The sequence below is a fragment of the Chthoniobacter sp. genome (genome assembly GCF_040003245.1).
GTDB lineage: Bacteria > Verrucomicrobiota > Verrucomicrobiia > Chthoniobacterales > Chthoniobacteraceae > Chthoniobacter.
In genome coordinates this window covers 1-22,251 of the sequence record NZ_JBDUCX010000030.1, presented here as the reverse complement: position 1 = coordinate 22,251, position 22,251 = coordinate 1, and the positions used below count along the sequence as shown (strand labels likewise).

Genomic DNA, 22,251 nt, shown 5'->3' with positions numbered 1-22,251 from the left:
AAACCTCCCCCGCCGCGCCAAGGCGAAACTAAACAGCCAGAGCCACGCTATCGTGCGCTTGGAAATGCCCGCCCACCCGATCGGCCACTTCTCGCACCGTGAGCTCGCGGCCACACTCGCGGCTCAGGCTGGTCATCTCCACTCCGGCGATCCCGCAGGGCGTTATCGCGCGGAAGGCCGCGAGGTCGCCGCCCACGTTCAGCGCAAAACCGTGCATGCTGATCCAGCGACGCACGCCCACGCCGATCGACGCAATTTTCTTCCGCCCGATCCAGACGCCCGTCTGCCCCTCGCTGCGTCCGGCATCGACACCATACTCTCCGGCCAGCGCGATGAGCACGTCTTCCAGGCTGCGCAGATAGCGATGCAAATCCTGTCCGCGCACGCGCAGATCGAGAATGGGGTAGCCTACGAGTTGACCTGGGCCGTGATAAGTCGCCTGGCCGCCGCGATTGGTCTGCACCACGGGATGCGGGAGAGCGCCGGCGTCGCGCAGGCTGGACTGGTCGGGCGTGCGGCCGATGGTGTAGACCGGCTCGTGTTCAAGCAGGAGCAATTCATCGGGCGCGGAAGGCTCGGCCGTCTTGCGCGCGACGATCTCCTCCTGGAGCGCGAGCGCATCGGAAAAAGTCACGCGGCCAAGCCAGCGAATCGAAAGCATCCGGTATCAATACGCCGAACGCGGCGCACGTCATGCGCGAAATCGCGCTATTCCGGGGGCTTCCCCAGCTTCTCACCCTTCGCCTTCTTCGCGGCTGACCCTTTGTATTCGTAGTGATCAAACGCGTCGCCATTGCCGAGAATGCGCGGGTCTTTTTGGTCGCGCAGGAATTTCTCCAGCTTTTCCGCGAGTTCCTTCTTCGTCTGCGCATAGGCAGGATCGTTGGCCACATTCGTCACACAGCCGGGGTCGGCACCCACGCGATAGAGCTCTTCAGCCGGCCGCATGCCCATCGCGAGGTTGTAGTATTTCAACTCGCCCTTTTTCTGCTGCTCAAGGATGTAGCTCTTCGTAGGGGAATCATCGATGTCGGCATAGTTGCTCTCCGGATCGACGGCGGGCCAACGCTCGGGCTTGAAGTTGCGCAGGTAGAGAAAGTCATCCGTGCGGAGGGTGCGCACGGGATAGCCCACGTTGCCCGGACGCCCCACGTCTTCGCGCTCGCGTCCCGTAACCACGAAGTTACGCGTGGGATCGACGCGCCCGGATTTATCGGAAAGCAGGACATCGAGAAAGCTGCGGCCGGTCATCTGCGGGTGTGGCGGGGCGCCGATGACCGCGAGATAGGTGGGCGCAAAATCGGTGAAGCTGATGAAATCGGTGACCACGCGGCCCGGCTTGACGCGTGCTCCCCAGCGGATGGCCAGCGGGAGGTGATGACCCATTTCGTAGGGATTCCCCTTCACCCGCGGAAACGGCATGCCGTTGTCCGACGTGACGATGACGATGGTATTTTCCAGTTCGCCCGTTTTTTCCAGGAGGTCGAGCATCTGGCCGAGATGCTTGTCGAACCACTCGATCTCCACCGCGTAATCGAGCAGGTCGCTGCGCACTTCATCGACATCCGGCAGAAAATCCGGCACCTGCACATCGGAGAGCTTTTTCCCCGCACGCAAGCCAGAGCCCAGTTCATAGGGCCGGTGCGGCTCATGCCCGCCGTACCAAAAGCAGAAGGGTTGGCCAGCTTTCCGCGCCGCGAGAAACGCTTCAAAGTTTTTCGTGTAGTCGAACTTGCCGATGCCGGTGGTGGGTGGCTTGAGCGAAAACTGGTTGAACATGTCGCCCGCCGGGTTCCGTTTCCACCCGCCGATCTGCCAGTCGCCCGGCGCCCAGGGCTTGCCAGTGTAACCGACGAGATAGCCCGCCTGCTGCTCGAGCATGTCGGGATAGCCTTTGAACTTCGCCGGGAAGATCCCGTGGTGATCGCACGCCTCCTCGAGTTGCCATGTGTGCATGCCGGTAATGAGGCACGCGCGCGATGGGCTGCACTTCGGATTCGAGGTGAAGCAATTCTGAAACAGGATGCCTTCGCGTGCCACACGGTCGAAGTTCGGCGTCTTGACGAACGTGCAGCCATAGGCGCTCGCATGCGGCCACGACATATCGTCGGCGATGGCGAAAAGGATGTTCGGCTTTTTCGCCGATTCATCGGCGGCCAGCGCGTCGGCGGCCAGCGCCGCGAAAAAAAGAAAAGGAAGAAAGGACTTCATCGGGGGTGCTTTGTTAATCCGGCTTGGTTGGTTTTTCGCCGAGCAGCTTCTCGCGGAAGCCCGGTTCTGCTTTCCCGCCCGCGACGCGCGCCGGCCAGTTCGTTTTCACCAGCGCCTGCATTTCCGCGAGAGCCGCCGCGGCCTTGGGATCCTCGGCGAGATTTTGCAGCTCCTTCGGATCGGCGTCATGGTCGTACAACTCGCGCCCCTTGGCGCCGTCGTCCCATTCCGTATACCGCCAACGCTCCGTGCGCACGCTGTAGCCGGGGAAAGCGCCGCGCTGCACTTGCGTGTAAGCCGCATGCGACCACGCGGCCTTGGGATCTTCAATCAGCGGACGCACGCTGAACCCTTGGAGCCCGGCAGGCGGGGTCACGCCCGCCAGGTCCGCCAGGGTCGGGTACAGGTCGACCAATTCGACGGTGCGCAGCGTGGCCTGCCCCGCCGTCTTCTGCCCCGGAACGCTGATAATCACCGGCACGCGGGCCGCTTCCTCATAGCAGCTTTGTTTCATCCACAAGCCATGTTCGCCGAGGTGATACCCATGGTCGCTCCAGAAAACGATGATCGTATTGTCCCGCAAGCCGAGCCGATCCACCGCATCGAGCACCCGCCCGATCTGCGCATCGACGAAGGAAATTGCCGCGTAATAGGCGCGCCTGCACTCGCGTGCCTGGTCGGGCGTCACGCCCATGTAGGGCCACGGCTTGGTCGACATGAGCGCCGGCGCCAGCGCCGTCTTTTGAAAATCCGGTGCGATCTCCGGCAGCTTGATCGCGTCCATCGAATACAGGTCAAAATACTTGCCGGGCGTGATCCATGGGGTGTGCGGCTTGTAAAAACCGATGGCGAGAAAGAACGGCTTGTCCTTGTGCGCTTCGAGCAGTCGGATGCCCTCGGTGGCAACCTTTCCGTCGGTGTGCTCCTCATCCTTGCCTTCCTTGTCGGCGAGATAGGCCATCGCCGAACCGAGGCCCCGCTTCGGGGTGTAATTCATAATGTCCGGCTCGAGCGAGGTCTTGTCGCGTCCCGCCGGGTTCACATGTTCCTGCCACGAGGCCGGGTCATCGAGACCGCTCGTACCGATGTCACCGGGATTGCCATAGTGATAGATTTTCCCGACACGCCCGGCGTAGTAGCCCGCTTTCATGAACATCTGCGGGAGTGTGACCACGTCCGGCATGTCCTGCCGGAAGTGATACTGCAAATCGAAGACGCGCGTGGTGCCGGGACGCAAGCCGGTCATGAGCGACGAACGGCTCGGCGAGCACAGCGGATACTGGCAGTAGGCGCGCTCGAAGCGCGTCCCCTGTTTCGCCAGCCGGTCGATGTTCGGCGATTTGACCAAGGGATCGCCGTAACAACCGAGATCGTTGTTCATGTCATCGACGGCGATGAAAAGCACGTTCAGCTTTTTGTCCGCAGCGTGCAGCGCGGTCACCGCGAAGCAGAAACCGATTGTCAGGAGGGTCTTGTTCATAGGGGGATGGGGCGGAATCTAGTCTGGCTTGCGATCTTTCACCGGCAGCACCGAGGCCGGGGGATCCTTGTCAGGAAGCTTCAACTCCACTCGCAACCGGTTGAGTTCCGTCTCCAGCTTCTTCTGCACGTCGGCATACTCGCCGTTGCCATAGACACTGCGGAGCTCGTGCGGATCTTTCTCGAGATCAAACAACTCCCAATAGTTGAACTCCGGCTCATAGAAATACACGAGCTTGTAACGGTCGGTCACGACTCCGTAGTGCCGCGCCACCTGGTGCACCGCGGGATGCTCGTAGTAGTGATAGTAAAAGCTCTTCCGCCAATCGGCCGGCGTGGCACCACGCATCACCGGCACGAGGCTGTGTCCCTGCATCTCCGGCGATGCCGGGGCGCCCGCTGCTTCCAGAAAAGTCTCCGCGAAGTCGACGTTTGAAACGATGTCCTTGTTCACGCTGCCCGGCTTGATCACCCCCGGCCAGCGCACGAGCAACGGCGTCCGCAGCGACTCCTCGAAGATCCAGCGTTTGTCGAACCAACCATGCTCCCCGAGGTAAAATCCCTGGTCCGAGGAATAGACAACGATGGTGTTGTCCGCGAGCCCCTCGTCCTCGAGATACTTCAGAATCCGGCCCACGCTTTCATCCACCGATTTGATGGTCGCGAGGTAGTCGTGCATGTAACGCTGGTACCGCCAGTGAATGAGATCGTCTCCTTGCGGGTTCGCCTTGCGATAGGCCTCGTTGCGCGGATCGTAATAGGCATCCCACGCTTTGCGTTGCTCCGGCGTGAGTTGCGGCGGGGGGACCAGCTTCATGTCCTTATCGGTCATGGTCTGCTTGATCATCATATCCTGCGAATGCTCCGCCTTGCCGCGACCGGAGTAATCGTCGAAGAGCGTTTCAGGCTCAGCGTATTTCCGATCGCCATCGGAACCCAGATTCTTGAGATTCGGCTCCCACTCACGATGCGGCGCCTTGTGATGACACATCAACAGGAACGGTTTCGCCTTGTCGCGCTGCTTCATCCAGTCGAGCGCCGTGTCCGTGATGATATCGGTCACGTAACCCTCCGTCTTGATCCGCTCTCCGTTGCGGATCATCGGCGGATTATAGTAGACCCCCTGCCCCGGCAGGATTTGCCAGAAGTTGAAGCCGGTGGGATCGCTCACCAGATGCCATTTGCCGATCATCGCGGTCTGGTAACCGGCCGCCTGCATGAGCTTCGGCATCGTCACTTGCGAACCATCGAACCGATTGCCCGAGTTATTGAAGATACCGTTGAGGTGGCTGTATTTTCCGGTCAGCACCGTCGCCCGACATGGCCCGCAGATCGAGTTCGTCACCAGGCAGCGATCAAAGCGCATCCCCTCCTTGCCGAGTCGATCGATATTCGGCGTCTCGTTCAAATGCCGGGAATCCCCATAGGCGCTGATCGCCTGATAGGCATGATCGTCGGAGAAAATGAAAACGATATTGGGTCGCTTCGGAGCGGAATTAGCGCCGCTCGCGACGCAAACCAACGTGAAGACAACGAGAGATGTGGCGAACTGGGCCAGCTTGGCGGGAATCATAGGAGAGGTAAAAGCAATCGAAACGAGACAAGCCAACAACCCCTCATTTCTCCGGAGGTTGCCAAGGAACGCTCCCGGCCCGCTGGACCTGGCGGCGCATGGCCAGACTGAGATTGCGGAAAGTGCTCTTTTCCTTGTTGGCCAGATCGGTCGTTTCCTGCGGATCGTCCTTCAAATTGTAGAGCTCGATGGGCGCAAACACATTGTCCCGGACAAGTTTCCAGTCGCCCTGGCGCAGCGCCTCGGTGCTCGCGCCCTGATGGGCCAAACCACCTTCGCGCCACATGAAGTAGAGATCGCGGACCGGTTCCGGCTGCGCCTCGCCCCGCAAGGTCGGAAGAAAACTCACGCCATCGAGTCCCGCGGGCGGAGTCAGTCCCGCCATCTCCATGGCCGTCGGCAGGACGTCCATCAGCAGCACGATCCGATTGCTGTGCGTGCCGGGAGCGATGTGATCGGGCCAGCGCACTACGCCGGGGACGCGCAAGCCGCCCTCGTACATATGTGTCTTCCCGCTCCGCCACGGCCCGTTGTTCGCTTCGTTGCCCAGCACTCCGCCATTGTCGCTCGAGAATAGCACCAGCGTATTTTTGGCAAGCCCGGTCTCGTCCAGCTTGGCTAGCACCTTGCCCACGCCATCGTCGAGGTGCTCAATGAGCGCCACCAGTTTCGCGCGCTTCTCCGAGATACCCGGTTCGCGCGCCTTCACTTTCGCCAGCCACTCGGGCTTGGGCTGGATGGGATCATGCGGTGCGTTGTAAGCGAGATAGAGGAAGAACGGCTCCTTGCTCTTGCCTCGCTCGTCGAGATAGCGGCACGCCCAGTCGGTGAAGATATCCGTGGCATGGCCTTCGGGTGACACCGTCTCCCGGTTATGCCGCATGAGATTCAATCCATGACGCAGATGCGTCCAGTAGTCCTCCATCATGTCGCCGAGGAATCCATCGAAGAGATCGAAGCCGCGTTCGGTCGGCGTGTTCGGCGAGTTGATGCCCAGATTCCATTTGCCGACGATCGCCGAGTGACAGCCCGCGGGCTTGAGCAACTGCGGAAAAAGTTTGGCGTTCGGCGAGAGCCAGCCCCAGTTACCGTCCGGATCTTCCTCGCGGATCATGCCACCCACTCCCACGCGATTGGGAAAGCAACCGGACATCAGCGCCGCCCGTGAAGGCGAGCAGACGCAGCTATTGGCGTAGAAATTATCGAAGGTCAGCCCCTCCCGGCAAAGACGGTCGACATTGGGCGTCCGAATGTCTTTCGTACCAAAGGCGCTGTAGTCGCCGCGTCCCAAGTCGTCGCAGAGAATGACGATGATATTCGGTTTCGGTGGCTCCGCCGCCGCGGCATGCAGCGCGAAAGCACAGGCTAGTAATGGCAGGAAGTATCGTTTGGCGGCTCTCATGAAAAAGTGGGCGGGCAAAGGCTACTGACGGATCGGCACCGTGCCGTTGACATCGACCTGCCAGCCCCATTTCTTGATATAAGCGTCGGCCGGCAGAAACTCGTCGCCGCGCTCCTGAAGCTTGCGCTTGAGCGTGGCATCGAGTTCCGCCTGCAAGGCCGCGTGTGCGGGATCGCCCACGAGATTGTGCATTTGCAGCGGGTCTTCCTGGTCATCGAAGAGCAGCCACGGCCCGTCGAGGTCGCGAACGAACGTGTAACGTGTCGTCCGGACCGCACGGTACTCCTTGCCTCCCTTGTGCCGGTCCCATTCCCCAAAGGGCGCCGCACACATCAGCACGGTCGCACCATCCCCGGGATTCGCCCCACCGTGCAGATATTTGCTGTAATCCAGGCCTTCGACCGTCTTGGGAATCGGCACGCCGCAAAGTCCGAGCAGCGTCGGCATCAAATCTTCCGAATTCGTCGGCGCATCGAGCTCGCGTGGTTGCTCGCCCAAGCCGCCCGGCCAATGAAAGAGCAGCGGAATGCGCGCTGCCTCATCGTAGGGCTTCTGCTTCTTCATCATCCCCTGCGAGCCCAGCATGTCTCCGTGGTCGGCAGTGAAGACCAGCACCGTATTGTCCTCGAGTCCCGTCTCCTTCAACGTCGCGCGCACTTCCCCCATGCAATCGTCCAGCGCGCTGCAGTGGGCATAGTATCCGGCGATATTCTTGCGCGTCTGCTCGGTCATGGCCTCGGGCACATTCGCGCGGAGCGTGATCTTCTGCGGATCGTAGAGCGCGCGGTATTTTTCCGGCGCGGTCAGATACGGATCATGCGGCGGCCCCCAGGACACGAAGAGCACGAAGGGCTTCTCCGCTTTCGCGTGATCCTTCAGGTACTGCACCGCGTCGTGCGTCTGGTCGATGGCATCGTAGCCCGACCAGTGCAGTTTGTCCGACGTATCGCCGTAGAAGATCGAGTCCGTGTAATTGTGCGTGCACTCCAGCACCTTCCAGTAGTCGAAGCCCTGCCGCCGCTCGCGCGGAATGAAACTCAGGCGTCCATGCCCGTCCACGTGCCACTTGCCGATGAACCCGGTGTCGTAGCCGGCTTCGTGCATCACTTTGCCGATCGTCACCGCGTTCGGATCGAGCGGCACGTCGTTCAGAAAGACGCCGTGGGTGAGCGGACGCTGACCGGTGAGATACGAGGCGCGCGTCGGCGAGCACACGGGCATACCAGAGACCGCGTTCACACATCGCACGCTGACTCTCGCCAGCGCATCGAAGTTCGGCGTCTTGACGTTCGGATCTCCGGCAAAGCCGAAAGCCTGCTCACGCCATTGGTCCGCGATGACCACGACCAGATTTGGCTTCCGCTCGGCGGCCGATATCCGGATGGCCACAAAGAGGCACAAAAAGCACAAAGGGAATTTTTTCATAAGCCTTCGAACAAACTTAGTCAGCACTGCCCGACTTCGCCTTGAAGGTGCGGTCCTTCCACAGCTCGATCGGCACGTCGTTCTTTTGCGGCGCACCCGGCGTGCTCCGGCCATCCGCCACATACTTTTCCAACAGATGCGTCAACCGGTCGACCAACTCGGTGTGGTCCGCCTGCGTGTTGGTTTTCTCGCCGATATCCGCGGTCATATCGTAGAGCTGCACCGCGGGCAGGCCCTTCGCGGCAACGGTATTCGGTCGCGGCGCGCTCCATCCGCCGGAGCTCGAGCAAAGCTCAAGCTTCCAGTTGCCCTGCCGGATGGCAAACGAGCCATTGATCGAATGATGCACGATGGCCTCGCGCAGCGGCTTGTCCGCCTTGCCAAGCAACGCCGGTAACATACTCACGCTATCTTCACCCGCGTCGTCCGGCAGCTTCGCGCCGATGATCTCCGCGCACGTCGCCATGAAATCGGTAAGACACGTGATCTGATCGCTGGTCGTGCCGGCTTTGATCTTCCCCGGCCAGCGCGCGATGAACGGGATATGATGGCCCCCATCGAAGATGTCCGCCTTCGTGCCACGGAAAACATAACTGGGGTTATGCCCTTTCTCCGCGAGCTCCGCGAAATTGGCCTGCGGCGAGCAGCCATTGTCACTCGTGAACATCACGAGCGTATTCTCGGCGAGACCCTGCTGGTCGAGTGCCCGGAGCACTTCCCCGATGGCCCAGTCCGTCTCCATCACATAATCCGCATACGGGCTGATACCGCTTTTGCCCTGCCACTCTGCGCTCGGTACGATCGGGGTGTGCGGCGCATTCAATGGCAGATAGAGGAAGAACGGCTTGCCGCTCTTCGCCTCGGCCGCGTGCTGGCCCACAAACTCCACCGCCTTGCGCGTCAGCGTCGGCAGTACGTCCCGCGCTTCAAATTCCGGCGCGGCCGGCCCGAGTCGCGAAGGGTTGCTCTTCCGCCCTTCGGTTAGCGGAAACGACTTATCTGTCGTCGGCAGGACGGTCACGTGATCGTTTTGGATGAACGTGTACGGCACCATGTCGAGCGACGCGCTGATACCGTAGTAGAAATCAAAACCCACGCTGTTCGGCCCGTTCTTGATGGGCTGCGCGAAGTCCACATTGTGCACCTGCTCCACGCTCTCAATGTTGAGCTCGCTCACGTCTTTGCCCGGCAGCTTCACCCAATCCATGCCGAGGTGCCATTTGCCGATGCACCCCGTGGCATAACCGTGATCCTTAAGCAGGCTCGCCACCGTCATCCGCCCCGGCTCGATCAAGCGCGGGCTCAGCCCACCCAGCACGCCACTCTGCAAGCGCGAGCGCCAATTGTAGCGCCCCGTGAGCACGCCATAGCGCGTCGGCGAGCACACTGCCGAACTCGAGTGTGCATCGGTAAACCGCATCCCTTCCTTGCCCAGGCGATCCATGTTGGGCGTCGCAATCTTGCCGTCCGCATTCAGGCACTTCACGTCTCCGTAGCCGAGATCGTCGCAGAGGATGTAGATGATATTTGGATTCGACGCCGCGCGCGCGGCAGGCGACGCCGCGATCAACGCGACCGTGCAACTGGCGACGGCAAGCCGGATACCGCGGGGAAGAAGACGCAGAGTCATGGGGAGCATGGGTAGGCTGGTGGGGAATGGGGCAAACCCTCGAGACAGCGGAGGGTTGCAGTGTTGTCGCAATTTCCGACCGCAATGCACTCCTATTCTTAGCAAGAACAGCCGCCCATCACCGCACTCCGGAACGCGCATAAATGCGGCAAACCTGCGACATTCCCTTTTGCGTATTCTGTGCCTTTTCGTGCCTCCCCGATCCAGGCTATGGCTTCACACCCATCGCCACCGCCGTCGGCGACTTCCGCACTTTCAGCAGCACGGGAAAGCTCGACTGTAATCCCTCGGTGCTTTCGTTGGCGCGCGCATTGCCGGTCACCACCTGAATGAGGCGGTCCTGCTCCGGCACCCATTTCTCGCAGCTCAGGAACACCTCGCGCTCCGTTTCGTTGGCACGCACCTGCACACCATTCAAGCCGATACTGTCCACGATCACACCGTGGGGCAGCCCTTCGACATCGAGACTCACCGCCGCGTCGTTGCCATGCCGATCCACCCGCAACCACGCGGACACCCTCTCCCCGGGTGCGAGCGTCACTTCATACGGTTTGGCCGGGGCGGTCTTGCCGTCGCCCTGCGGCTTGCCCGCGACATCCGGTTCCAGGAAAATCATCTGCCTCGGCGGCGCCGCGACGGTGATCGCCGGCAGCCCCTCCACCGGACGACTTCTATCCTTGCCGTTCACCGAGGCTGTGGCCATCAGCTTCATCTTACTAAAATCGGTGGCGCCCTGCTTCGCTTCCGGAAGCACGTAAATACTGCCGGTGGCAGTGAGATGCCCGGCCGGCACGACAATCGGCGTCGTCACAAAAAATCCCGCCGGCACACCGCTGACATCCACGCGCACGTCCCCGTCCCAGTTGTCCTTGCGATCCACTTTCACCACGATTTGCTCACCGCTTCCGGAGGGAATGCTCAACGCACCCTTGGCCGCCAGCGTCGCCGAAAAATCCGGCTCCGGCGCCCGCACGATCAGCCGGTAGGCAAATCGCTCCCCACTCCAGCCGCGCGTATCGCTCACGCGCACGAGATACCGCCCCTTCGCCGGCGCGGTGAAGAGCAGGCGCGAATCCTTCCCGAGCGTCCGCTCACTGTCATCGTCGTTGGCATAGTTGAGGGTGAAGACCGGCAGACCATTCGGAACAATCTTCGAGCCGATCGGTTTCGGCTCCACCACGTAACACGGTTCGTCGAGGCCATGGCCGGCCGCGCTCGTGTTGAAATAGGCGCGCCGGATACCCCCGCGCGTGTAGTAGATCATGTCGGCATCCGGCCCGCGCGCCAGCCGGAAGATCTTCACCACTTCGCCGTTGAAATACATATAGTCGTTCAGTTCCATCTCCATGAACTGCCCGAGCCGGATCCCCGCGGCGCTCGCGTCCGCACTGCGCAGCGTCAGCCACGAATCCTTCGTCGCCTGCAAGAGCACCTGCGGCACCGGCTCGCCCTTCGCGTCCAGCACTTCGATCTTCGTGTCCGCCGGCGAGCCGAGCATCGCCGCGCGGGTCTCGATCACTAATTGCTGGCCCTGCTCCGCGTCGAAGCCGTAGAGATCGGCATCCGCTGCTTCCGGTTGGTCTTTCACAAAAAGGCGTCCGTTCACCGACGCGGGAATCGTCAGCACTTGCGCATGGTCAGGCGTGTCGTTCGGCTCCTGCTCGAGCGTCTCGGCCATCGGGCTCGCCAGCACCCGCATATTCACGCGGCTGCGATAGGCATCGGTATCCAGCGGCACCTTCACGTCGCCCTCCGCGCCCGCCTTCACCGTGAACGTGTCGGTCGTAAGATTGTGTCCCACGAGATGAATCGTGCTCTCGGCGTTCGCCGGCACCGACAGCGGCCACCAACCCGTGACGTAGGGCAGCACGCCCGCCGTGAGCCGGTAAAAGTGCGCGGGCGAACCCTCCAGCGTGATCTCCAGCACGCGTGCCGTGTACTTGCCGTCGCGCGGCACGGTGAACGCAATGAAGGGATCGCTGCCGCTATCCAGGCCGTTGTTTGCCGCCACCAGCTTGTGCTCGTCATCGAAGATCTCGATGCGCGGCGTCTGCATTTTCGATTCGATCCGTTTCGCCGCAAGATCGAAGGCGATCGTCTCGCCCTTCTTCGCCGCAAATTGGAAATTACCCTGCTGTCCCGTGCTGGCCAGCGTGCCCCAGAGATTCAGCGGCAACTTATCGATCGCGAATGGTTCGTTCGAGGAAGGAACGAGCGTCTGTGGCAGGTAATCCACGAGCAGTTTTTGCTTCGCCGATTCGCCCGCCGCGGTGATGACGCTGATTTCCACCTGCGTGCGCGGCACTTTGGCATCGGCGGTGATCGTCAACTCCGCGCCCATCCCCTTGTCCTCCTGCACAGTCGCCGTCAGCCCCGCGTTGCTGAATTTCACTTCCTTGATTCCCGCCAGATTCTTCCCGGTCAACTTGACCTTCGTCGTCGCCCCGCTCTGCACGCCGCGCGGCTCCAGGCGCGTGATCTCCGGGATCGGTGGGACCATCGGTTTCGCGGGTTTCGCCATCGCCGCCTTGGCCATTGGCTTCGGCGCACCCGCCGGCTGGCCCGTCGCGGAATCGTAAAAGGCCAGCGAACCATCGAGCCGGCCCACGGCGAGCAACCCGCCATCGAGCAACGCCAGCCCCGGTGACCAATCCGGTTGCGCCTCGAGCACGTGCAATTCCGTCACGTCGGCCGCCTTCCACACCTTCACTGCGCGGTCCGCCGCCGTGGAAATGAGCCGTTGGCCATCGGCCGTAAACGCCAGGTTCAAAATTGCTCCCTCGTGCGCAAAGCGCGTGAGCAAAAGTGGATTACTCCCCTCTTCCCCTTTCTCGCTCACCGCCCATACGCGAATCCGGCTGTCCACCCCACCCGCCACCACCGTTTTCCCATCCGGCGCAAAAGCCACGGTCGTCTGCTCCTTCAGCGGCTGCGAAAGCGTATCCAGCCGCTTACCCGTGGCCACTTCCCACAACTTCACCGTGCGGTCCGCGCTGGCGCTGGCCAGCACCTTGCCGTCGGGTCGGAAGCTCAGGCCATACACGCCGCCGTTGTGCCCGCTCAGAATCTTGATCTCCTTGCCGTCGGCCACATTCCAAAGCTTGATTTTTTGATCATAACTGCCCGTCGCCAGCGTCTGCCCATCGGGCGAAAGCGCCAGCGCATAGAGCGCGTCCTTGTGCCCCTCGTAAGTCCGCACCAGCGCGCCATCCGCCGTCTTCCATTGATACGCGATACCACCGATTCCAGCGTCGCCCGCCGCCGCAAAAAGCATCGTACCATCCGCCGAAAAGCGCAGCGCGTTCACCTTCCCCGCCACGCCCTCCATCGTCCGCACCGGCTGCCGCGTCGTTGCATCCAGCAACTGCACCGCCGCATACGACCCCACGGCGATCAACTTGGCCTGCGGCGAAAATGCCAGCGCCTGGATCGCCTTCTTGTGATCGCCCTTGGGCGCGATCTTCGGCAGCTTCGCCAGCGCATCGGCGATCTTCATCGGCGCCGCCGGCGGCTGCGCCCCGGCATCGATCCATTGCCGGATCAGCGCGATCTCGTCCGGCTTCAGATGTTCCTTCTTCCCCGGCGGCATGAATTTGTTCTTCCCCTCCTTGCCGCTGCGCCCCTCGAGAAATTTCACAATCAGCGAATCCTGCGCCTTCCCCGGCTCGAACGCCTTCCCCGCCTTCCCGCCCTTGATCAGCGCCTCGTACGTCTCCAGGCTGAACTCCCCCTCCGCATCGTCGCCCGCGTGGCAATCGACACAGCGCTCCTCAAAGATCGGCGCGATCTTCGCCGCATAATCCACCGGCTCGACCGCGCGCAACGTCGCGAGTGGCCACGCCAGCGAAACAGCGAGCGAGAGAGAAATGAAAATGGGGCGCGGCAAAAGCTTCATGGGGAACAAACAAGCAACGTCGTGGAGTAAACTCGTTCCCGGGGGAAATTGCACTTACGAGGTTGCGTAAGGGCACCGCGCTCAGCCGGCTACGCACTACCTGGCTGTATTGACAGGACCGCTGTTTACCACACACGCTTTTCATAGCCACCTACCGGTCGCTCCGCACAGCCCCCATGCCCTCACCAACTCACCCGCGCGTCCGCATTTTTCTCCGGGCGGCGATCATCGCTCTTTTCGCGTTTGCCGCCGTCGTCGCCGCAGAACCACCCAAAGCCGCTCCGGTCAAAATCTTCTTCGACACCGATATGGAGACGGATTGCGACGATGCCGGTGCGCTCGCCGTGCTTCATGCGCTCGCCGATCGCGGCGAATGCGAAATCCTCGCCACGGTCGTCAGCGTGCGCGACCCAAACTCCGCCGCGACCGTCGATGCCATCAACGCCTACTACGGACGCCCGAACCTCCCGCTCGGCATGGTGAAAGGCGCGGGAGTGTTGGAGAAATCCAAATACGTCAGCCACATCGCCGCCGATTTTCCCCATCGTGTGAAGTCTGCCGACGACGTCCCTGACGCCACGCTCACCTATCGCGACGTCCTCGAGAAACAGCCCGACCAATCCGTCACCATCGTCACCGTCGGCTATCTCACCAATCTCAAGAACCTGCTCGAACTCCCGGCCAAAGACGGTCACCCCAGCGGCCTCGATCTCATCCAATCGAAAGTCGCGAGATGGGTCTGCATGGGCGGCAACTTCATCGGCTCGCCGCCGCAGGACGACCTGAAACTCGGCAACGTCAATTTCCAGCGCGACTCCGCCTCCGCCCTCTACGTCATCCACCACTGGCCCGTCCCCATCGTCTTCGTCGGCCGCGAAATCGGCTCTGTCCCCAGCGGCCTCACCGTCGGCGAGAGTCTCGCCAAAACGCCATCCGACAATCCCGTGCGCATGGCCTACTTCCATTATTTCGGCGCGCAGAAAAGCCGCCACGTCGCCGACTTCGTCACCACCCTCTACGCCGTCCGCGGCCTCCGCGATTACTGGGACATCGAATCCGCGGGTTTCATGGACCTCCATCCCAACATGACCTTCGAATGGCAGCCCGCGACCGACCGCCACCAATCCTATCTCCTCAAAAAGCTCCGCGATGGCCAACCCAACGACCGCTACATCGAATCCATCCTCGACGAACTCCTCACCCAACCGCCGCACCGTTGACACCATCGCCTTCCACCTTCCGCCTTTCCCTCTTCTCTTTTCATCCTTCGGCCTTCATCCTTCATCCTTTCCCCATGAACCGTCCCCCCGCCTCCCGATTCGACCAGGAACTCCTCGACCTCTACGACGACTACGCGCACAGCCGCATCGGCCGGCGTGACTTCCTCGATCGCGCCGCCAAGTTCGCCGCCGGCGGGCTCACCGCCGCCGCGCTGCTCGAGATCCTCAGCCCCAACTACGCCTGGGCCACGCAAATCCCGAAGGACGACGCGCGCCTCAAGACCGAGACCGCCGAATACGATTCGCCGAAAGGCGCTGGCAAAATGAAGGGCTATCTCGCCAAACCCGCCGCCACCACCGGCAAGCGTCCCGGCATCATCGTCGTCCACGAAAACCGCGGCCTCAATCCCTACATCGAGGACGTCGTCCGCCGTGTCGCCGTCGAGGGCTACGTCGCCTTCGGCCCCGACGCCCTCACCCCGCTCGGCGGCTATCCGGGCGACGATGAAAAAGGCAAGGACCTCCAGGCCAAACGCAAGCCCGAGGAAATCACCGAGGATTTCGTCGCCGCCGCGCAATGGCTGGCCAAACACCCCGACTGCAATGGCAAGATCGGCGTCGTCGGCTTCTGCTTCGGCGGCGGCATGGCCAATACCCTCGCCGTGCGCCTCCCCGAGATCGTCGTCGCCGCCGTCCCCTTCTACGGACGCCAGCCCGTCGCCGCCGACGTCCCGAAAATCAAAGCCGCCCTCCTCCTCCACTACGCCGGCCTCGACACCCGCATCAACGAAGGCTGGCCCGCCTACGAAGCCGCGCTCAAGCAAGCCGGTGTGAAGTACGAAGCCTTCACCTACCCCAACGTCAACCACGGCTTCCACAACGATACCACCCCCCGCTACGACGAAGCCTCCGCCAAACTCGCGTGGTCCCGCACGGTGGAGTTTTTCAAGAAGACGCTGGGGTAAAGAACAGGACGCCTTGGTTACTAACCCAGGACGGCTTTAGTCTTTCTTGGACAAAAACGTCGATTTGGCCGGGTCGGGGTCCCGCGCTAGAATCACAACGCCATCCTCCCGCACCGCCAGGAACATGCCGGGACGATTGCCGGCCTCGAACCGAACCTTATCGCCGTCGCGGACCAGCTTAAAGCTCGCATCCGCATCGTAGACTCCGTTTTCATTTTTGGGCCGCTCGTGGAGGAACACGACATATTTCTGGTGCCGTAGAAAGAATCCCTTGGCCCCTACTTGCTCGAGTGACACGAGCTTCGAATCCGCAATTCCTGGCAGCACGTGGTATTTGCTCACGTGTTTGGCGGAACATTCGACGGCCTTGCCACGTTGCGCGGAAAATCCGGCGTCGGGCTGGCGGCGAGTCGAATCTCGATCGTTTCTTCCGGCTCCGCAAAAAGGGATGCGCTGAGGATCAGACCGATTAGCGCACTGGCGAGAGTGTGTTTCATGAGGGACCACGCTCCTGTAGCGCGTGGGTTGATCACATCACGCCCGCGGAGCGAATGACAAGCATGGTCTCTGGCGTTGCCGGAACCGCTCCGGGAGCGAGGAAGTCTTGGAATCCCCCCGCATCAGGTGGCGACTGGCACTCGTTACATGCTCAATTGCGACCCCAAAACCGCGCTTTGAACCACCGCTCCATGCTTTCGGGCGGGAGGCCGAAGCGATTGATGAAGGTGCGCGCGAAAAGGGAGAGATAGCGGCCACTCAGGATCTCCCCGCCCGGCGAAAGCATCCGGGACAGGATCTGGCGCTCCTTGGCGGATAGCTCGGAATTCCAGGCGTCAAAAGCGCTCGCCTCGGCGGACTGCCGGATCGCCGAAAGCGTTTCCTCGATCTCGTTGGAAGAGGCCCCTTTGACCTCGAGCGCCGTGCGCAACAAATCGACTCGATGGAAAGCTACTCTCATGGCAACGAGACGGAAGAATGATCCAAAAAGTCAGCCGACGCGAATGCGTTTCGCAGGGCGGGGTGAAGACCCGGCGAGTTCAAAAAGTTCTTGACATTTACACTCCTATTTGCTACCTTATTCGCCTGACTGGAGGAATAGTCATAGTGAAGGAGGTAGAGGACGGAATCCGAGGGCAGTTGAGGTCAGCGGCGACAGCAGGCAATCCGACAGAATCCACCCCATGCAATTACACGGACATCAATCAGGGATAAAGTGGTCGATCTCACGCGAGGCTTCTGCCGCGCCGGGGGCTGGCCTCCTTTCCCAGAGTAATCGCCCTCAATCGTGCCTAATCGTGCCTCAAATTTTTCCCGAAATCGCCGTTTCCATCACCCTCCCACCGACACCCATGCCCAAATGCAGAATCCCACCCGCATTTACTCTGGAGATCCCAGTCGATCCCACTCAATCCCACCCCGTTTTTGATCAACGTCCACTTGCGGATAAACAAAAGGCTCCGAGGCCCCGAATGAAGCCAAATCAAGGTAAATCAAGCCAATTCAAGCCTTTGAAATCTCTACGCACCAGCCTTGAGCAGGTGCGAGCGCGAGCGCGCCACCCCGTCTCCTCAGAACTGCGCGAGGAAACGCTGGTCGTTCTGCGTGAAGTAGCGGATGTCGGGCGTGCCGGACATGATCATGGCCAGCCGGTCGAGGCCGAAGCCGAAGGCGAAGCCGGTGTATTTCTCCGGGTCGTAGGCGGTGTCGCCGCGCTTCGCATTGATCGACTCGAAGACGGCGGGATCGACCATGCCGCAGCCGGCGATCTCCAGCCATTTGTCGGCGGCGCCCAGCGCGGTGGCCTTGATATCCACCTCGAAGCTCGGCTCCGTGAACGGGAAGAAATGCGGGCGGAAGCGGAACTGCGCGTCCTTGCCGAAGAGCTCGCGGAAGAAGAATTCCAGCGTGCCCTTGAGATCGCCCACGCTCACGCCTTCGGCGACGTAGAGGCCTTCCATCTGGTTGAACTGCGCGAGGTGCGTGGCGTCCACTTCGTCGCGGCGATACGCGGCGCCGGGCGCGATGATGCGGATGGGCGGCGCGCTGCTTTCCATGGTGCGGACCTGGATGGTGCTCGTGTGTGTGCGCAGGAGGCGGCCATCGGGCAGATAGAAGGTGTCCTGCTCGTTGCGCGCCGGGTGATCGGCGGGGGTATTGAGCGCGTCGAAGCAATGCCATTCGTCCTCGATGTCCGGGCCATCGGCCAGCGCGAAGCCCATGCGGCGGAAGATCTGGATGGCGCGATCCTGCAGTTGCGTGATCGGGTGCAGCGAGCCGAGGCGCGGCGCGGTGCCCGGCAGCGTCACGTCCACTCCGGCAAAGGCGGCGGCATCGGCATCAGCCAGCAGCGCGGCCTTGCGTTCGTCCAGCGCAGAGGTCACGGCAGTGCGGACGTCGTTGAGGAGTTTGCCGATGCGCGGCTTGTCTTCCTTGGAGACGTCCTTCATCCCCTTGCTCACCGCGGTGAGCGCACCGGACTGGCCGAGGTATTTGATGCGCGCCTGCTCCACGGCGGTTTCATCCGCGGCACCGGCGATGGCGGCGAGGGCTTCGGTGCGGAGTTGTTCGAGTTGCTGGTCCATGGAGGCGATGAGAAATGGAAAATGGGAAAAGCGGGAAGGAGAGAATGCAGAGCCCGCGCCGCGGCGCAAGTCTGGGGAGTACTGGCCAGCAGTGGCGACTCGCCTTTCCGGTGTGAACTTTGCCAACGGCGCCTGATAACCCCCGCTCGTCCCACAGGCGGGCAAATGAAGCGGCTCTACGGGTTTGCACTTACCTCGGAAAATGCCACGCCCCTAGGACTTAAACATTCCCCGTCAAGGGGCTTGCCAAACCACCGCGATTTCCCGTAGACCCAGCGCCGGAACCCGACAGGCGCGTACTCTGCAATGGCCGATGATGACAACATTCCCCACGCTATGAATATTCTTTCTCCCTCCTCCATTCCTTCTCTCCCCGAAGGCATCTCTTTCTCTCGACCATCCGGCAAGCCCCGCCGGCGCATCCTCTGCACCGGCATCGCCGCCCTCATGATGGTCGGCCTCTGCCGGGCGACGGCGGCTTTCGTGACCGACATTGATACCTTCTCGACGAACCAGTCGGCTCTCACCCTCACCTTCCCTCCCGCCGGCACATCCGCCTCCTCGAGCGTTTCCGGCGCCGGCATTCTCGGCGGCGAGCGCGATATCCAGATCAACCTCACTTCCGGCGTCATCGCCGGCAACACCACTTCGGCAGTGGTGAGTAGCGGTTTCTTTTCCTACTCGCAGGACGCCACGATCGCGGCCAATACGGTGCTCCAGTGGGACGGCACGGACGGGTCACCATCCTTGAACGCCACCGGCCTCGGCGGCATCGACCTGACCGGCGGAGGAGCGCAGAACAAGTTCCAGCTCAGGATCACCTTCGACGATCTGCCGGTGAACGTGGTGCTGACGGTCTATACCGATGCGGGCAATGCGTCCTCGGCGACGTTGGCGCTGCCCGGCTTGGTCTTTGCCTCGACGGATTACACTGTGAACTACAGCAGCTTTACGACACTGCTCGGCACCGGGGCAAACTTCGCCAACGTGGGGGCCATTACCCTTTCGGTCGGCTCGGCGGTCACCGCGCCGGATTTCGTCCTCGATAACTTTAGCGTCGCATTGCCGGGCGCAACGCACTGGTTGGGGCAGACCGACGGTACTTGGAGCGGGATCAACTGGGCCGTCGACGCCGCGGGCACGCCGACCTCGACGACCCCGACCAGCGGGGACGATGTCACCTTCTCCGCGACGGGCGCGGCCAACCAGAACACCACCCTCGACGCGAATTTCACCATTCACAGCCTCACCATCCAGGACCCGGCAGCCGTGACAATCAGCGGAGCAAACACCCTGACCATCTCCGGCAACGCCGGGACCGGCATCGACGTGCAAAGCGGCGCCGGCCTCTTCACGCTCAATTCGGACCTCATTTTCGCGGGGAACTCCAACACGATCACGGTCGATAACGCCGCCGGGGCGGTCATCAACGGCGGGATCAGTGGCGCCATCCTCGGCGTCGGAGGCCTCACCAAGCTGGGCACGGGCACATTGACCCTCGCCGGGTTTTCGACCTACACGGGCAATACCACCCTCGAGGGCGGCGCGACCATCATCACGGGCGCGATCACCAGCACCGATCAATTTTACGTGGGCTACAGCAACAGCGGCGTCACGGCGACCATCACCGGCGGCGGCGCGGTGACCGATGTCGCGGGCACGATCGGCGTGAGCCCCACGGGCACGGGCAATACGGTGACCGTGACCGGCGCGGGTTCCACCTGGACGAGCACGGGCGATCTCAATATCGGCTTCGATGGCAGCAGCAATACCCTGCAAATCCTGAATGGCGGCGCGGTGTCCGCCAATGTGACCAAGATCGGCGTGAACTCGGGCGCCGACGATAACAAGATCGTCGTGAGTGGGGCAGGCTCGCAGCTCGCCACCACCAATGACTTGGTCGTCGGCTTTACCGGCACCGGCAATTCCCTCGCCATCGACACCGGCGGCCAGGTGACGAGCCTGAACACGCTCATCGGCAATACCTCCACGGCCAACGGCAGTTTTGCCACGGTCGATGGCGCCGGTTCGCTCTGGACCAACACGGGCACCTTCTACATCGGTGTCGATGCCAGCGACAACTACGTCACCGTCTCCGCCGGCGGCAAGATCAGCGTGACGCTCGATGCGGTGATCGGTCAAAACTCCACGGCCGACAACAACGAACTCGACGTGACGGGAGTCGGTTCGAATTTCACCACCTCGGGAGCGCTCTACGTGGGCAACGGCGGAACCAATAGCACACTGCGGATTACCAGCGGCGCCGTGGTGCAGAGCAACCTGGGCCGAATGGGTGCGCTGGCCAGTTCCGGCGGTAACTTCGCCGAGATCGATGGGGCCGGATCGCTGTGGGATATCACCGGCACCCTGCGGGTCGGCGGTGCGGCGGACACCAATACGCTGTGGGTTACCAATGGCGGTGAATTGCGCGTCGGCGGCAATAGCTTCCTCAGTTACGCCAGCACCTCGGATGGCAATACCGTCCGGATCGACGGCGCGGGGTCGAAGTATACGGCCAACGCGCTGATCGTCGGCCGCGATGGCACGAATAACTACGTTTACGTGGTGAATGGCGGCGCGCTATCCGCGTCCTCCATCACGCTCGCGCAGAATGCCGGTTCCGAGGGCTACATCGTAATCGGCAACAGCGGCGCGGCCGGCACGATCACGACCCCCACGATTACCGGCGGCGCAGGAACGACCGCCGGCATCACTTTCTCGCAGACGGATACCGGCTATGTCTTTTCTCCGACGCTCGCCGGCACCCTGATCGTGGTGCAAAGTGGCACCGGCGAAACCATCCTGACTGGCACGAACACTTACAACGGCGGAACGGTCATCACGGGAGGGACACTCCGCACGCAAAATGCCAGCGCGCTGGGCTTGGGAACGGCCAACCTCTTTGGCGGCACGCTCGCGGCCACCGGTGCACTCACCGTCGACTCGCTCAATTGGGGGCCCGGCGCCCTCCAACTCGCCCCGGCGGCGGGCGACATCTTGCATGTCACCAACGTGCTCAAGAATTCCGGCAGTGGCGGCAGCTACGTCCTCGACACCACGGGACTCACTGCCGGTACCTACACGCTGACCACGTTTGGCTTGTTGTCGGTTTTCGCCAGCGCCAGTGATTTCAGCGCGACAGCCCTGAATCCCAACGTCCAGTTTCAGTCGACGATCGTGCTCAATGCCAACGACGTCGAGATCACGATCCTCAGCGCCACCGCGAATGGTCCCATCATCCAGAATAGCGCACCGGTCGGAACCCCGACCTTTGCCGACTTCACGGTCAACGGTCCGGTCACGACCGGCGGGCCGACGGAGAACAACCAGATTCAGTCCCTCACCTTCCTGCCGGGCAGTTCGCTGCTCCTCCATAACACCCTCTTCGTCACCCAAGGGCCGGTCATTCTCGTGGGCGGTTCAACCCTCACGCTGGATGGTGTGCTTTCGGCCGGCCAATTGCAGATGCTCTTTGGTTCCTTGCTCAACGGCAATGGCAGCATCCTCGGCAACCTGATCAACGCCGGTCTGATCAGCCCGGGCCACTCCCCGGGGCAGATCCATGTCAGCGGTAACTACACGCAGACCCCCACCGGCACCTTGCGCATCGAAATCGGCGGACGCGATTTGTCGCAACACGATCTGCTCTCCGTGGGCGGCACGGCCACCCTCGACGGGACGCTGCAACTCGTGCGGTTGAATAAGTTCAAGCTCAAGCGCAACAAGCCGGTGACCTTCCTCACCGCCGATGGCGGCGTGAGTGGCGAGTTCGCCACCGTGGAGAATGGCTTTGCCAGCGACACCATTCTCCAGTCGACCGTGGTCTATCATGCCAACAGCGTGGCCCTCGAAGCGAAGCAGGGATCGTT

At 61.9% G+C, this 22,251-nt stretch carries 15 protein-coding genes; 3 read left to right on the top strand and 12 right to left on the bottom strand.

Going from position 1 to position 22,251, the window contains the following annotated elements; translation table 11 throughout:
- Positions 1-28: 28 nt before the first annotated feature.
- The 8 genes from lipB to ABJF10_RS05965 form a co-directional block, all read right to left on the bottom strand.
- Positions 29-661 (bottom strand): lipoyl(octanoyl) transferase LipB, encoded by a 633-nt coding sequence (gene lipB, locus ABJF10_RS06000; protein WP_348543622.1) that lies wholly within the window; start codon positions 659-661, stop codon positions 29-31.
- 47 nt (positions 662-708) lie between these two features.
- On the bottom strand, positions 709-2,211 hold the full coding sequence (locus tag ABJF10_RS05995; protein ID WP_348543621.1) for a sulfatase: 1,503 nt from the start codon (positions 2,209-2,211) through the stop codon (positions 709-711).
- A 13-nt stretch (positions 2,212-2,224) separates the two neighbouring features.
- The gene (locus ABJF10_RS05990; RefSeq protein ID WP_348543620.1) at positions 2,225-3,691 is read right to left on the bottom strand and encodes a sulfatase; all 1,467 of its coding nucleotides are present in this window, start codon (positions 3,689-3,691) and stop codon (positions 2,225-2,227) included.
- An 18-nt stretch (positions 3,692-3,709) separates the two neighbouring features.
- The gene (locus ABJF10_RS05985) at positions 3,710-5,263 is read right to left on the bottom strand and encodes a sulfatase (protein WP_348543619.1); all 1,554 of its coding nucleotides are present in this window, start codon (positions 5,261-5,263) and stop codon (positions 3,710-3,712) included.
- Between the two features lie 43 nt (positions 5,264-5,306).
- Entirely contained in the window at positions 5,307-6,665 is a 1,359-nt protein-coding gene (locus ABJF10_RS05980) for a sulfatase-like hydrolase/transferase (RefSeq protein WP_348543618.1), read from the bottom strand.
- A gap of 21 nt (positions 6,666-6,686) precedes the next feature.
- A complete protein-coding gene (locus ABJF10_RS05975) occupies positions 6,687-8,090 on the bottom strand; it encodes a sulfatase (protein WP_348543617.1) in 1,404 nt (467 codons plus the stop codon).
- A gap of 16 nt (positions 8,091-8,106) precedes the next feature.
- The gene (locus ABJF10_RS05970; protein ID WP_348543616.1) at positions 8,107-9,720 is read right to left on the bottom strand and encodes an arylsulfatase; all 1,614 of its coding nucleotides are present in this window, start codon (positions 9,718-9,720) and stop codon (positions 8,107-8,109) included.
- Between the two features lie 208 nt (positions 9,721-9,928).
- Positions 9,929-13,615, bottom strand: coding sequence for a c-type cytochrome domain-containing protein (locus tag ABJF10_RS05965; protein WP_348543615.1), 3,687 nt, complete (start codon positions 13,613-13,615; stop codon positions 9,929-9,931).
- Positions 13,616-13,791: 176 nt separating this feature from the next.
- Between ABJF10_RS05965 and ABJF10_RS05960 the strand changes: the two genes are divergently transcribed.
- Positions 13,792-14,835, top strand: a complete 1,044-nt coding sequence (locus ABJF10_RS05960) for a nucleoside hydrolase (protein WP_348543614.1) — start codon at positions 13,792-13,794, stop codon at positions 14,833-14,835.
- A 74-nt stretch (positions 14,836-14,909) separates the two neighbouring features.
- Positions 14,910-15,800, top strand: a complete 891-nt coding sequence (locus tag ABJF10_RS05955) for a dienelactone hydrolase family protein (protein ID WP_348543613.1) — start codon at positions 14,910-14,912, stop codon at positions 15,798-15,800.
- A gap of 36 nt (positions 15,801-15,836) precedes the next feature.
- Here ABJF10_RS05955 and ABJF10_RS05950 read toward each other — a convergent pair whose 3' ends face one another.
- The 4 genes from ABJF10_RS05950 to pheS all read right to left on the bottom strand — a co-directional run bounded on the left by ABJF10_RS05950 (position 15,837) and on the right by pheS (position 18,382).
- Complete coding sequence (locus tag ABJF10_RS05950; protein ID WP_348543612.1) at positions 15,837-16,142, bottom strand: AbfB domain-containing protein; 306 nt, start codon at positions 16,140-16,142, stop codon at positions 15,837-15,839.
- A complete protein-coding gene (locus ABJF10_RS05945) occupies positions 16,139-16,297 on the bottom strand; it encodes a hypothetical protein (protein WP_348543611.1) in 159 nt (52 codons plus the stop codon). Before ABJF10_RS05945 ends, ABJF10_RS05950 begins: the two co-directional genes overlap by 4 nt.
- A 152-nt stretch (positions 16,298-16,449) precedes the next feature.
- Positions 16,450-16,758 carry a hypothetical protein gene (locus ABJF10_RS05940; protein ID WP_348543610.1) on the bottom strand — a complete coding sequence of 103 codons (309 nt, stop codon included), beginning with the start codon at positions 16,756-16,758 and terminating at the stop codon, positions 16,450-16,452.
- A 610-nt stretch (positions 16,759-17,368) separates the two neighbouring features.
- Positions 17,369-18,382, bottom strand: coding sequence for a phenylalanine--tRNA ligase subunit alpha (gene pheS, locus ABJF10_RS05935; RefSeq protein WP_348543609.1), 1,014 nt, complete (start codon positions 18,380-18,382; stop codon positions 17,369-17,371).
- A 336-nt stretch (positions 18,383-18,718) separates the two neighbouring features.
- Here pheS and ABJF10_RS05930 point away from each other — a divergent pair.
- Positions 18,719-22,251 (top strand): autotransporter-associated beta strand repeat-containing protein (locus ABJF10_RS05930; RefSeq protein ID WP_348543608.1); only part of this gene is annotated, 3,533 nt, incomplete at its 3' end.